Genomic DNA, 14,527 nt, shown 5'->3' on the forward strand with positions numbered 1-14,527 from the left:
GAAAATTCATCCTTCAATTAATGTGAAGTATTGGACATTTTTTGCACCTGCTTGCATTAAAACATCTGCAGCATGCTGTAATGTGGTTCCTGTAGTTTTTATATCGTCAAATAGAAGGTAATCTTTATGCTCTACATTTGCGCCCTCCTTTAAACGAAATAGCGGAGCTGCACGTAAGCGCTGTTCTCTATTTTTGGAGCCTTGTGCTTCCGTTGTGGTCTTTTCGAGCAGCTGAATATAGGGTATATTTGCTGCCTTTAATAATTCATTAGTATGAGAGAAGGTACGCTCCTGTTGTTTGAGGGGATGCATAGGAATTGGTAGAATCATGGCTTTTTCTTTATAGAAACGGGCATACAGCTCCTGCCGAAATACTTTTGCCAAAGCTACATCTTGTAGAAATTTAAATTGGTGTAAATAGTCTTTCATGACCTCATTATATTGATAGAGTGCTGTAACGAACTGTGAATGCTCAAAGCGAGCGGCGCATCTTGTACATATAGTTGGAGTAAATTGCTTTATTAATAGCGTTTCCCAAGTAACTGAGGTTTTTAATAGCTGTGAGCATAGTAAGCAATGCGATTCTGTTTTATTCATACGGGAAATCCTTTCTTATTATAAAAGAGGATTTTCGCACATGCCTCATCCATCTCTGTCGTGATGCCATGGTGAAAGAATACGATGTCCCCATTTGGATATGGATTATTTCGTCCGACTCGTCCAGCAATTTGAATGAGTGCACTTGCGGTAAATATGGAGGATTCTGCCCCAATAACCGCTACCTGTACATTACTAATGGTGATACCTCTCTCTAATATGGTGGTTGTTAAAAGTCCGGGTACTTCATTATTTCGGAGCATCTCTACTTTCTCTTTCCGATCTGGATCTTCTGCATGCACAGCAAGGATATTTTCATTTACTAGCTGAAATAGAGGCGCTGCTTTATGCATGAGGGCGATAGTAGGGAAAAATAGTAAGAATGGTTCCTTTCCTTCAAGGCGTTCTTCCGTCCATTTTTTTAACTTTTTAGGGATTTTTCCTTGTTTAAAGCTTTTATTGTACCCCCATAAAGCACGAAACTGAGGAACTGGTAATGGATGATTGTGAAAGCGTTTAGGGATGAAGGAATAGCTTTCATGTTGGAAGGCATTGAGTAATTTCTGTGATGGCGTTGCTGTAACAAATACGATAGGTGCCTCTTCCTTTTTGGCCTTTGTCACTGATCTTTGTAGAGTTTCATCTATAGTATAAGGAAAAGCATCTGCCTCATCTACGATCATGACATCAAATGTGCTTTCAAATCGGTAGAGCTGATGAGTTGTGGCAATAATAAGCTGGGCATAAGCATTTTGCTTCGTTACCCCACCATATAATGCATGAACAACTGTCTTAGGGAATGCTTGTTGAAAGCGTGGATATAGCTCTAATACTACATCCGTGCGCGGTGTAGCAATACAAACACGCAAACCCCGTTTTAATGCATCATGGACAGTTGGAAAAAGCAACTCCGTTTTTCCTGCCCCACATACAGCATGAATAAGATGGGAGCGTTTTGCTTGTACACTTGCTAGCATTTCACTTGCAGCCTGCTGTTGGAGCTTTGTCAACTGCCCTGCCCACTTTAATGTATGCTTTCTCATTTTGATTACTCGAGGGCCTGTCCACAACATCAATTGCGTACAGCTACTCACCCTGCCCATTCGAATACAATGTCGACAATATAAACATTGCTGCTGACATTTTGAACAATCGAATATCGTGAATAAATGTGGGTCTATATTGTGGCAACGATTGCATTTGGTGACGGGCGTCAATTCAATTCCTTCTATCTATACGGAAGTAATTTTGCTTAATTGCTCGATCAGTATCTATAGTTGCAAATGGAGAATGATGCTTTAACCAAATACGGCCCTCATGAAAATCCCGTAAAGCTGGTGGTAATAGCCAACCTTTGTATCTCAAAATTCTCTCTCCTTTCATAGAAAAAAGCCTCTACAATTTCGTAGAGACCTTCATCGGTTACGTTTATTTTTTGGTCCAACCTAAGCCCATTGACCCTTCTCCTAAATGAGTACCAATAACAGGACCAAAATAGCTTAATTTAAAATTGACGTTCGGGTACGTTGCGGCTAATTGTTCTAGCCATTCTTGCGCTTCTGCTGGGCAATTGCCGTGAATGACCACAGCATCCATGGCATCATATTTTTTAGCATCCTCTGCTAGCAGTTCCTCCGCACGCTTTAAAGCTTTTTTACGTGTTCGGATTTTTTCGAAAGGAACAATTACCTTGTCCACAAAATGAAGGACAGGCTTCACTTGTAAAAGGCCACCGATTAAGGCTGCCGCAGAAGACAAACGCCCACCACGTTGTAAATGTGCTAAGTCGTCTACAATGAAGTAAGCACGAATATACTGCTGCATGTCCGCCAATGCTGCAAGTATTTCTTTGGCTGAATAGCCCTCTTTCGCCATTTCAGCTGCTCTTAAAACGTAAAAGCCTTGAACAGCACAGGATATTTCACTGTCAAAGGCATACACATCAATACCTTCCACCATTTCACCTGCCTGCACGGCACCTTGGTATGTTCCACTAATTCCACTCGATAGATGGATAGAAATAACCTCATCGTAATCCTTTGCTAGCTCATCGAAAAGAGCGACAAATTCTCCGATTGGAGGCTGTGTTGTTTTGGGGAATTCTTTGGCACCACGCACCTTATCATAAAATTCAGATGCTGTGATATCTACTTCTTCTGCAAATAATTGGCCTGAAATATTAACACTTAAAGGTATCATATGGATATTTAAGCGTGCACGTTCCTCAGCTGTATTATATGCAGTACTATCTGTTACGATTGCCGTCCTCATCTATGTCCACTCTCCTATGATTCATAGTTTACAATCTATTTCATCTTGGTGCAATTGTTGTTGGGTTTCTCACAGATTTTGAATGAAAACAAAAAAGAAATGAATGTGATGAAGGACGAACGTATATTTTACGTTTGGTCATTCGACAATGAGCTAGTAGCTAACTAGCCTCCATTTCACATTCATTTCCTATGTATAGTAGGCGTATCTTCACTCAATTCTATGTTGAATGAAGATCGCTCCTCTTAATTGCCTGTACTTGACTGTGAGTCATCGCCAATATAAAAGACGCTTGTTACTTTCCAATCATCATCTTCTTTGACAAAGACCGTTACCTGTCGTCCTGCGCTTTCATGCTCAACATTTGTTTCGAGTTGAAGAGAATGCATTTTCATATTGGCAAATACTTGAGCTTCTTCTGACCCGTATTTGGCAATCGTTACATTTTCGACGTCACGCTTTATATCAAATTGATCGAACACTTCCGTTGCATATGTTTTTTCTTCATCATATTTAAAACCCTTTGGATTTTTCGAAATCGTTTTCATATAGCGGTCGATTTCCTCCGCATTTAGGGCTGCAATATATTCATCGAAAGAAGCTAAAATAGCTTTTTCATCTGCTGCTGGTACGTTTTCTGCTTTTTCTACATTACCGCCCATCATCTCAAAGCCAACGGTACCATCCTCTATTACCTTTTCTCGATCGTCATCACTAATCTTCTCTTCTTTATTACCACATGCAGTTAAAGTGAATACAAATAAAATTAAAACTGCTAGAAAACTTTTCTTTAACATCACAAAACCTCCCGCGCATATTGTAGCATATAAATGCTGTCGTAGGAATTTTGTTGTGCTTTTTCAACATTTAGGTGCTACATCTTCCTTATGACGCATTCGGCAGTAAAATGTTGCATGATCTGACAGTTTCCATATTTAATACCTACTAACAGGACGAAGAGCAATGTTACAAATTTGTGAAAGGCAATCCAATATCTTTAACAGGCCATTCAAATAGTTACTAAAAAACAATAAAAAACTGTTTTAAAAACTACTTCTATACAAAGTAGCTTTTAAAAACAGTTTTAACAATTATCGTACTTCAACCCAACCATTTTTAATGGCTGTTACAACGGCTTGTGTACGGTCATTCACATTCATTTTTTGTAAGATGCTTGATACATGGTTTTTAACTGTTTTTTCTGAGATAAACAGTGTCTCACCAATTGTACGGTTTGATTGACCATCTGTTAATAGCTGTAATACTTCACATTCACGTTTCGTTAATAAATGGAATGGACGGCGAATTTCCGTTTGGTGGAAGTTACCTTTATTTTCGTGTTCTGAAAGTCTCTTGAACTCTGCCACTAAATTTTTTGTTACTTTTGGATGTAAGTAAGATCCACCGTTTGCAACAACTTTAATAGCCTCCACGATTTCATCTGCATCCATTTCTTTTAGCATATAGCCAAGAGCGCCTGATTTTAATGCATGTGTCACATATGTTTCATCATCATGGATGGAAAGCATAATGACCTTCGCATCTGGAAATTCATTAATTAACTCCGATGTTGCTTCTACGCCATTTTTCCCTGGCATGTTAATATCCATCAGTACTACATCTGGTTCGTTTTCAGCGTATAACGTCACCACATCAGTACCATCGTCACCTTCTGCTACTACGTCAAACGTATCTTCAAAATCTAAAATACGTTTTACTCCTTCGCGGAATAGCTGGTGATCGTCTACAATAATAATCTTTGTCATTTGTCTTTACCCCCTAAATTTCTGCAACAGTTACTTTACTTCTAACGGAATTTTAAATAACACCGTTGTACCTCGGTTGATCTCACTAGTAATAGTAATTGTACCATTTAAAATTTCAATTCGTTCTTTCATTCCTAAAATCCCAAAGGAATGATCTTTCACTACTTGTTGGTCAAAGCCTATACCATCATCTTTCACAACGATATTAACAGCATTTTTTAACCACTCAAGCTTTACCCAAATGTCTTTACATTTTCCATGCTTCATGGCATTTGTTACGCACTCTTGCACTAGTCGGAAAATGGATACTTCGTAATTGGAAGGTATACGTTTTTCTGTACTTCTCGATTGGAAATGAATGTCGACACCTGGATTATATTCAGTGACTGTTGATAAATACTTCTTTAATGTCGGAATAATTCCCAAATCATCAAGTGCCATTGGTCGTAGATCATAAATAATACGTCGCACCTCAGATAATGCGTTTCGCACCGTTTTCTTTAAATCAGCAATTTCTGCTAATGCATTTTCTATGCCTTTTTCACGATACGTTCTATCTATTAAATCAGTGCGCATTAGTACATTTGCAAGCATTTGAGCAGGTCCATCATGAATCTCTCTGGACAAACGCTTACGCTCCTCTTCTTGAGCTGCAATAATACGTATCCCAAAATCTTGCTTCATTTTTGCTTGTTCAAGCGCTAAACCAACATTTTTTAAATCTGAAGTTAAGTAATTCAAAACGACATTTACCTGATTGACAATATGATCAGCACGTTCAATCGTATCGAGTAATCCTCTTAATCTTCTCTCTAGATCATCTCTTTTATCGCGTAGCTGTTTTTCTTGCGTTCTAATAACGGAGAGCTTTACTTGAAAATCATGTGCAGTTTCATATGCTTCTCTAACTTGTTCTTCGGTATAATTATCAAAAGCTTTACTTACTAAGACAAGTCTTTGTTTAGCAAGCTGCGTACTTTTTTCCAATGCATCGCCTTCATCAATTACAATTGATATTTGTTTTCGAACAATTTCTAGCTCTTTTTGCATATCTTCAAAGCTTCTACGGCTTTGTTCGCTTATAATAAAGATATCATCCTTCGAGCTCATGATTGTATCTAACATTCGATTAAAAATGTCATCAAGCGACTTTAAATCGAAGGTATCATTTGAAAACATACTATACTCCCCAGTCTAATGTCTTATGATTACTTACTATTTTAATAGACCAAATTCTTATATTCCATAGTCTACACCTATTATAGCATTACCATGCTAAAATTTAATGCTTCTTCTTTACGAAAATTATAGAATAGAACTCTAGTTAAAAGGAGATTGATACGGATGAGAGAAAACTATTTAACAGTAAAAGGATATGGTGAAAGCGAAATTGTTATTTCTAAATCCCGCTTTCTCACTTATATAGAACGTGCAGAAACGGAAGAGGATGCAATTTCTTTTATAGATCGTATAAAAAAAATGCATCACAACGCAACACATAATTGCTCAGCCTATATAATCGGCGAACATGATAACATTCAAAAAGCGAATGATGACGGGGAACCTAGCGGTACGGCTGGCGTCCCTATGTTAGAGGTCTTAAAAAAGCAAGGCCTAAAAGATACGGTCGTCGTTGTGACTCGGTATTTTGGAGGCATTAAACTCGGCGGTGGCGGTCTTATACGTGCATACGGAAAAGCAACAACAGAAGGTCTTATTGCCGCGCAAGTAGTTGAGCGCAAGCTCCATCATTTCATGAAGGTTGCCATTGATTACACATGGCTTGGAAAAGTCGAAAACGAAGTAAGAGGTTCGTCCTATTCGTTAGAGGACATCCGTTATTTAGAGGGTGTCGAAATCATCGTCTCTGTGCTAAAAGAAGAAGAGGAACAGTTCCGAAGCTGGATGACAGAAATCACGAATGGACAAGCATCCATCACATTCGAAGATGCTCAATTTATAGAATTTATTGTCAAATAAATAGTTTTAATTGTCGAAACTAAATATGCATAGTATAATTTTTTTGTTAGGCTATTTTTATGGACCACACGTTTACTTCTTTAGTAATTGAATAAAATTTAGCTTTATCGCATTATTATTCCCAATAATAAGAGGAGAATATATCCATTATGAAAAAAAGATCTGTTAATAAGTTCAAAAAGAGATCTTCTAAAGCTTCCTTAATTATAAAAGTTACACTACTCCTAGTTGCTAGCTTAGTGATTTGTGTTACTGCTTATGGTGTTTACCTTACAAAACAGGTAGAGCATGCGGCAAACTCAGCCCATGAAGTATTAGAAGGTCGGGAAGTTTCTAAGCTCCGTGAGGAAAAAGTAGAACCGGTACATGATAATGTTTCTATTTTATTTGTCGGAGTCGATGATAGTGATAATCGTGGACAAGGTTCTGATCATTCACGTTCGGATGCGCTTATTTTAGCAACGTTAAATAATAAAACACATACCATTAAAATGTTAAGTATCCCTCGTGATTCTTACGTTTATATTCCTAAGGTCGGTTATAAAGATAAAATCACTCATGCTCACGCGATGGGTGGAACCCTTACTACGATTGAAACAGTAGAACAATTATTCGATATCCCAATCGACTACTATGTACGTATGAACTTCAATGCCTTCATTGATGTTGTCGATGCTTTAGGCGGTGTTGAGGCAGAAGTACCGTATGCCCTACACGAATTAGACGAATTTGATAAGTTTACAATCAATTTACAGCCAGGACTACAGCATTTAAATGGTAGTGAGGCACTGGCTCTTGCAAGAACACGTAAACAAGATAGCGATATCGAACGTGGTAAACGTCAACAGGAAATTCTTTCAGCTATAATTAAAAAAGTAGCATCTGTTGGTTCCATTACAAAGTATGATGATGTGATTAAAGCACTTGGTGATAATATGAAAACAGATATGACATTTACTGAAATGAAGTCCTTCTTGTCATACTTATCAAAAGGCGCTCCACGTATCGATGCTTTAACTTTGGAAGGTACAGATGATATGTCTACTGGTATTTATTATTACCAGCTAAACCAGGATTCTGTGGAAGAAACAAAGGAAATATTTAAAAACCATCTTGGCCGAAATGAAGAATCATCAAGCCTAACATCAAGTGGTAGCAGCAATACAGGAACTGATAGTGCTGCTAGCGATGAAAATTCAGTTGTCGAATAATCAGTTCGTATAACAATAAGACCCTTCAGATCATAGACAAAATTTTGTCTATGGTCTTTTTTTCTTCCAATCAAGGTCATTTTTAGTTTATCTCTCCTTCACTTTTCCATACGCCATAATGACCATACGAGCAGATTTATAGATGTTGCTTCTTTTCCCTTTAATCCGTTACTTTAAACAGCTCTCATCTCAGTTAGTGATAACAACCAACTTATCTCCATAATTAGCATATGATTGTAAATTAACAATTTAGTTCTCTCGCCTCTTCATATAACACCCTTATCAAATATCAATTTCAACCATTGTCCTCATAGCTTCCTGCCATGCTGAAAGCGAAATTCTAGGCTGAACGAAATGAGTGAAGCAATTCGGCCTAAATCCGCCGTAGTGAAAATCAAAAAAAGACTAAAGACAAACTCAACTTTTTTGAGTGTGTCTTTAGTCTTTAGTATGTAACAAAGCTCTATTTACTAAAGCTTCGTACAAAATTCAATAGTGGTTTGTAGTTTTTACCGGCAAGACCGATGATTTCTACAAATATTTCAATGGCTGTTAGGATGACAGCGACAAGTAAAATGGCTCCCCATACTTTTGCCATTGAGAAAATAATAGCCGCTAGCCCAAACATCACAGCAATTCCGTAAATAAGAAGTACCGTTTGACGATGTGTGAAGCCCATATCCAGTAAACGATGATGTAAGTGGGATTTATCTGGATCAGACCATTTCTTCTTCATACGGACACGACGAACAATTGCAAAGAACGTATCAGAAATCGGTACACCAAGAATAATAATTGGGATGATTAAAGAAACGAACGTAACATTTTTAAAACCAAGTAGCGCTAGCACAGAAATCATAAATCCAAGGAATAGTGCTCCTGTATCACCCATAAAGATTTTGGCTGGGTGGAAGTTATAAAATAAAAAACCAAGTGAAGCTACAGCTAAAATGGCTGCTATCGCTAAAACAAACATATTACTCATAATAAATGCCATGACTGCTAATGTAATCAGCGCTATCGTGGAAACACCCGCCGCTAGACCGTCTAAGCCATCAATTAAGTTTACTGCATTAGTTATCCCGACAATCCAAATGATTGTTAATGGAATACTTAGTAAACCAAAATCTAATGTTCCTAAAAACGGTAAGTTTACCATATCGATTTGAATGCCACCTACAAAAACAATAATGAGCGCAGCTCCTAGCTGACCGACCATTTTTGCTTTAGCAGAAATCTCACGCATATCATCAACAACGCCTGTTGCAACGATAATACAAGCCCCAATAATAATCGCTATTAAATAATCGCTATTGCCATTTTTAGTATGAATTAAATACGAATATAAAATCGTTACACCAATTATAAATGCAAGGAAAATAGCCAAACCACCAAGTCTTGGCATAATTCGAGCATGTACTTTTCGATAGTTTGGTGCATCCACTGCACCTATTCTAAACGCTAAACGTTTCACTAATGGAGTTAACAAAATGGATGCAACGAATGCTGCTATTAAAGACACGTAAATCATGTCTCTCCTCCTCAAAAAAATAATCTACATTGAAATCCAAATTGATTATAGCACGAACAAGCATTGAAATATACTTTTTCTAAACATTTTCCACGATTTCACAAATATTTTGTACATTTTAGCATTAATAGATTCCTATATAGTCAATTGTAGTCACCATAAGTAAAATTTGATAGAATAATGGTGTGTCTAGCATTTAGACAACATTAAAGGAGCGTATATTTCATGTTCTCAATTTTCAAAAGTAACAAAGAGCAAACGAGTGCTCGTCAATTAAAACGCTACTACAAAATAGTAGATCAAATTAATAATCTTGAAGAAAAGTATGTTGATAAGTCAGATGCTGAATTACGAGAAATGACTTTTATTTTCAAAAATCAATTAGAACAAGGTGAGCCTATTACATCGATCATCCCAGACGCATTTGCTGTTGTACGCGAAGCCTCAAAGCGTGTATTAGGAATGCGTCATTTTGATGTGCAGCTTATCGGTGGTCTAGTGTTAACAGAAGGTAATATTGCTGAAATGCCTACAGGTGAAGGTAAAACATTAGTTGCTTCTCTTCCCTCTTATGTACGTGCATTAGAAGGTAAAGGCGTTCATGTCATTACCGTAAATGATTACCTAGCAAAACGTGACTTTGAGCTTGTTGGTCAAATCCATCGTTTCCTTGGCTTAACTGTTGGTTTAAATATTCCGATGATGGAAGCTGCTGAGAAAAAAGAAGCCTATAATGCAGATATTACATATGGTGTTGGTACTGAATTTGGTTTCGACTATTTACGGGACAATATGTCCTATAGCTTAGCAGATAAAGTACAGCGTCCTTATCATTTCGCCATTATTGATGAAGTGGATAGTGTATTAATCGATGAAGCTAAAACACCACTAATTATCGCTGGTAAAATGCCTTCAAATGATGAATTACATCGCATCGCTGCTATGTTAGCTAAACGTTTCAAAAAAGATGAAGATTATGATTTCGATGATGAAACAAAAGCTACTTCCCTAACAGATAAAGGTATTGAAAAGATTGAGGCTGCTTTCAATGTTGAAAATCTGTATGATTTAGAACATCAAACACTTTTCCATTATGTCATCCAAGCGGTACGAGCTCATGTCATGTTTAAACGTGATGTAGATTACATTGTCAAAGATGACAAAATCGAGCTTGTTGATATGTTTACTGGCCGTATTTTAGAAGGTCGTTCACTTTCTGACGGTTTACATCAAGCAATTGAAGCCAAAGAAGGCGTCACGATTACGGATGAAAATAAATCACAAGCACAGATTACCATTCAGAACTATTTCCGTATGTATCCGAAGCTTTCTGGGATGACGGGTACAGCGAAAACACAGGAAAAAGAAATTCGAGAAGTATATGGCATGGAAGTTATACAAATTCCAACAAATCGTCCACGTCAACGTGTCGATCAGCCTGATATTATTTTTAGCACACAAGAGGCAAAATATAAGTATGTGGCAGCTGAAACTAAAAAACGCCACGATAAAGGTCAGCCTATTTTAATTGGTACAACATCCATCTTACAGTCTGAAACAGTGGCGGACTACCTGAAAAAAGAAAAATTAACATTCCAATTACTGAATGCCAAAACCGTTGAGCAAGAGGTTGAGCTTATTTCGCAGGCAGGTCAAAAAGGTCGTATTACTGTAGCGACAAATATGGCTGGCCGTGGTACGGATATCGTGCTAGGCGACGATGTTCACGAACTTGGTGGTTTATATGTCATTGGTACCGAAAAGCATGAAAGTCGCCGTGTAGACAATCAGCTTCGTGGTCGGTCTGGTCGTCAAGGTGACATAGGCGAAAGCCGCTTCATACTCTCTATTGAAGATGATATGTTCCGACGCTATGCAAAAGAAGAAGTTGAAAAATTCTCTGCTAAAATGATCGTTGATGAACAAGGGATTATTCAAAATAAAGAGGTTCAGGAGCTAATAGACCGTACACAGCGCATAGTCGAAGGATCTCAATATGGCATGCGTGAGTATAACCTAAAGTTAGACGATGTTATTAATGATCAACGTACTGTACTTTACGGGCTACGAGACAAAATTTTAGCTGGTGGAGACTTAATGGGCGAGCTGAAAAAAATGCTACATGAAACAATTGATTTCGCTGTGCTAGACGCTGCACCAGAGGATGTATCCACAATGGAATGGGATTATGATCGAATGGAGCATGCACTTAACTCCCTATTTATCACACCGGTTACAATCGATCGTGAGGTTGGTAAAGTAAAACAAATTTTAGCTGATATTCAGCCTTCTGAACAAGAGCTGCTCGATCATATGGAGAAATTTGCGGAAAATGAAAGAGTCATAGAAGTTCTGCCACAAATTATGCTTAGCTACATCGATAGTGGCTGGGTAAGACATTTAGAGGCAATGACGCATTTAAAAGAAGGGATCGGCTTACGTCATTATCAACAAGAAGACCCAATGCGAATTTACCAACAAGAAGGACTTGAGTTATTCGGTAAAAATTTCCAAGAACTACGTCGTTCTATTATAATAGAAATTACAGGCTTCATGAAAACAGTTGAGGCACAACAGGAGGAACAATAATGGGTTTATTTTCATTTTTTAAAAAATCGGACAAGGTTGGTCAAGAAAATACGATTGACTCTAAAGACCTGCTAGGAAATGCTACAACAAAGAAAGGTGATAACCGTGATGTTGTAACAAAACTGTCCTTTCATCCAGAATGGGATGTGCCTCAGGAGCAAAAATACATCTTTAACTTCCTTGCTAATGAGCTAGAACCATTGAAACCAAATCAATTATCACTATCTTCTATTAGTATTGAAGAGGCTCGTGCTGGAAAATGGCTCGTTCGTGCATTTTTCCGCTCTTCTTTACCACAAGCAATTGAGCTAGGTGAAATTAAACTTTTCATTTTAGATAAAGATGAAGAGCTTATTGCATCTAAAAAATTCGATTTTAAAGCATTAGGAACAATTCCAGCAGAAAGTGCTCGTCCATGGGTTTTTGAATTTGAAAAATCTACCATTAAAGTAGACGAAGTTCCTGAAGATGGCTGGAAAATTGCCTTTAACCTTGTATCCCTTCGTGGTCACCAATTAGAGCTAGATCCATCATGGGAAAAGCAATTACCAGCAGCTCAAAAAGAAGAGCTTGAGAAAATCGTTAAAACATTACCGGAGCTAGGTGAAACTGAGGTAAACTTTACAGGCTTACAGGCAAAATTAGCTGACAACGGTAATCTAAACGTATCCATCTTTATCCGCAATGGTCACAATAAAGCGATCAATCTAGAGCAATTACCTTTAGAAATTATTGATTCAACAGGTAAGCAAATTGCAAAGGGTTCTTTTAAAATGGATCCAATATTAACTGTTCAACCAAACTCAACAAAGCCATGGACATTTATCTTCCCAGCAGATCTTGTTGATGCAAAAGACGCAGATCTTTCTCGTTGGACAGCACGTGTAACGCAATAACAAAAAGCCCCTCTCTCTAAAAAAGAGGGGCTTCAGACTGTAGACAAACTCAAAAAATTTGAGAGTTTGCCTACAGTCTTTTTTTTTTTACAATGAAATAAAGTAAAGCCGTTGATTTCCACTACGGGCGGACGCTTTCCGCGGGCGGGGTCGAGCTGCTTCCCTCGCTTCGCTCAGTCCAGGATCTCGACTTTCCCGCTTTTCCCGCAGGAGTCGCCGCCCTTCGTTCCAATCAACTTCTACATAAAGAACTCCTTATTAATCTATTAATAAAAAGTAAACTATTTTGAGGTGATCAACCATGATGACGAAAAATCAAACCAATGAACGTGAACAATTAGAAATGTTAACGATTGATCAATTAGTTCCCAACGATCATTTAGTGCGAAAACTAGAGGCTGCTATTGATTTTTCATTTATCTATCCTTTAGTAGAACATCTCTATTCACCTAATGGGCGTCCTAGTATTGATCCTGTTGTTCTCTTTAAAATGACGTTTATTCAGTACGTTTTTGGTATTCGGTCCATGCGTCAAACCATCAAAGAAATTGAAACGAATATGGCGTATCGTTGGTTTTTAGGATTTGGCTTCCATACAGAAGTCCCGCATTTCTCTACCTTCGGTAAAAATTATGTCCGTCGCTTTCAAGACACCGATATATTTGAACAGATATTCTATCGTATTTTAAAAGAGATTATGCATCAAGGACTCCTCCATGCAGACCATTTATTTATCGATTCCACGCATGTGAAAGCGAGTGCGAATAAACGGAAGTATGATAAAAAGGTTGTGCGAAAAGAAACACGGGCTTATGAAGAAAAACTTCAATTAGAGTTAAATATAGATCGTGAAGAACACGGAAAAAAGCCCTTTCCCCCGGAGAAGTTTGAAAAGGAAGAATGGAAAGAAATAAAGGAAAGTACGACAGATCCTGAAAGTGGCTATTACGTGAAGGATGAACGTACAAAACAGTTTGCATATTCCTTTCATGCTGCGACAGATGAAAAGGGCTTTGTCTTAGGTGCCATTGTGACTCCGGGAAATGTACACGATAGCCATGTATTGCAGCCACTTGTTGAAAGGGTCATTCAAAATGTTCAAAAACCATTAGCTGTTGCAGCAGATGCAGCCTATAAAACACCAGCGATTACGAACTTTTTGTTAGAAAATCAAATGTTGCCTGTTCTTCCGTATACACGTCCTAAAACGAAAGATGGATTCTTCCGAAAGCATGAGTATATATATGACGAGCACTATAATTGTTATCTTTGCCCACAAGGGCAGATATTGAAGTATACGACAACGACGAGGGAAGGATATCGGCAATATAAATCGAATCCTTTGATTTGTGCGAAGTGTCCAAGCCTTTCCCAATGTACAGAAAGTAAGCATCATCAAAAACTCATTCAACGTCATATTTGGGAGTCGTATGTGGAGGAAGCTGAACATTTACGCCATGCCTATGACATCAAACAGATTTATGCAAAGCGCAAAGAAACGATTGAGCGTGTCTTTGCGGATGCGATGGACAACCTTAAGAGGTCTTAAAAATTTGTCCATGCAGGCGATGCTTACTTTTGCTGCCATGAATTTAAAGAAACTGGCTACTTGGACGTGGCAGGCAACTTAAAAGAGTTTTTATGCTTGTAGAGTATGTTTAAACGGGTAGAAAATCACCATTTTTA

At 37.9% G+C, this 14,527-nt stretch carries 10 protein-coding genes and 2 pseudogenes; 5 read left to right on the forward strand and 7 right to left on the reverse strand.

Going from position 1 to position 14,527, the window contains the following annotated elements; all coding sequences use genetic code 11:
• Positions 1-6: 6 nt before the first annotated feature.
• The 6 genes and pseudogenes from C9J29_RS03160 to C9J29_RS03185 all read right to left on the reverse strand — a co-directional run bounded on the left by C9J29_RS03160 (position 7) and on the right by C9J29_RS03185 (position 5,813).
• Positions 7-597 carry a ComF family protein gene (locus C9J29_RS03160; RefSeq protein ID WP_107921597.1) on the reverse strand — a complete coding sequence of 197 codons (591 nt, stop codon included), beginning with the start codon at positions 595-597 and terminating at the stop codon, positions 7-9.
• A pseudogene (locus tag C9J29_RS03165) lies at positions 594-1,980 on the reverse strand (ATP-dependent helicase ComFA). Before C9J29_RS03165 ends, C9J29_RS03160 begins: the two are co-directional and overlap by 4 nt.
• 45 nt (positions 1,981-2,025) lie before the next feature.
• Positions 2,026-2,868 (reverse strand): DegV family protein, encoded by an 843-nt coding sequence (locus C9J29_RS03170; RefSeq protein WP_008178870.1) that lies wholly within the window; start codon positions 2,866-2,868, stop codon positions 2,026-2,028.
• A gap of 245 nt (positions 2,869-3,113) precedes the next feature.
• On the reverse strand, positions 3,114-3,665 hold the full coding sequence (locus tag C9J29_RS03175; protein WP_008178872.1) for a DUF3225 domain-containing protein: 552 nt from the start codon (positions 3,663-3,665) through the stop codon (positions 3,114-3,116).
• 294 nt (positions 3,666-3,959) lie between these two features.
• A complete protein-coding gene (locus C9J29_RS03180) occupies positions 3,960-4,634 on the reverse strand; it encodes a response regulator transcription factor (RefSeq protein WP_008178876.1) in 675 nt (224 codons plus the stop codon).
• A gap of 30 nt (positions 4,635-4,664) precedes the next feature.
• Positions 4,665-5,813: a sensor histidine kinase gene (locus C9J29_RS03185; protein ID WP_008178877.1), complete on the reverse strand. Its 1,149-nt coding sequence runs from the start codon at positions 5,811-5,813 to the stop codon at positions 4,665-4,667.
• Positions 5,814-5,978: 165 nt separating this feature from the next.
• Between C9J29_RS03185 and C9J29_RS03190 the strand changes: the two genes are divergently transcribed.
• Both C9J29_RS03190 and C9J29_RS03195 read left to right on the forward strand, forming a co-directional pair.
• A complete protein-coding gene (locus tag C9J29_RS03190) occupies positions 5,979-6,614 on the forward strand; it encodes a YigZ family protein (protein WP_069480059.1) in 636 nt (211 codons plus the stop codon).
• A 149-nt stretch (positions 6,615-6,763) separates the two neighbouring features.
• The gene (locus C9J29_RS03195; RefSeq protein WP_107921598.1) at positions 6,764-7,825 is read left to right on the forward strand and encodes an LCP family protein; all 1,062 of its coding nucleotides are present in this window, start codon (positions 6,764-6,766) and stop codon (positions 7,823-7,825) included.
• A 463-nt stretch (positions 7,826-8,288) separates the two neighbouring features.
• Here the strand turns inward: C9J29_RS03195 and C9J29_RS03200 are convergent, their stop codons facing one another.
• Positions 8,289-9,356, reverse strand: coding sequence for a glycosyltransferase family 4 protein (locus C9J29_RS03200; protein WP_008178880.1), 1,068 nt, complete (start codon positions 9,354-9,356; stop codon positions 8,289-8,291).
• 225 nt (positions 9,357-9,581) lie between these two features.
• Here C9J29_RS03200 and secA2 point away from each other — a divergent pair, with 225 nt between their 5' ends.
• The 3 genes and pseudogenes from secA2 to C9J29_RS03215 all read left to right on the forward strand — a co-directional run bounded on the left by secA2 (position 9,582) and on the right by C9J29_RS03215 (position 14,472).
• Positions 9,582-11,945, forward strand: a complete 2,364-nt coding sequence (secA2, locus tag C9J29_RS03205) for an accessory Sec system translocase SecA2 (RefSeq protein WP_107921599.1) — start codon at positions 9,582-9,584, stop codon at positions 11,943-11,945.
• Positions 11,945-12,841: an accessory Sec system S-layer assembly protein gene (locus C9J29_RS03210; protein WP_107921600.1), complete on the forward strand. Its 897-nt coding sequence runs from the start codon at positions 11,945-11,947 to the stop codon at positions 12,839-12,841. The genes secA2 and C9J29_RS03210 overlap by 1 nt, the downstream gene beginning before the upstream one ends.
• 301 nt (positions 12,842-13,142) lie before the next feature.
• Positions 13,143-14,472: pseudogene (locus tag C9J29_RS03215) on the forward strand (IS1182 family transposase).
• Positions 14,473-14,527: the final 55 nt, after the last annotated feature.

It is taken from the genome of Lysinibacillus fusiformis (genome assembly GCF_003049525.1).
In the GTDB taxonomy this organism is placed as follows: Bacteria; Bacillota; Bacilli; order Bacillales_A; family Planococcaceae; genus Lysinibacillus; species Lysinibacillus fusiformis.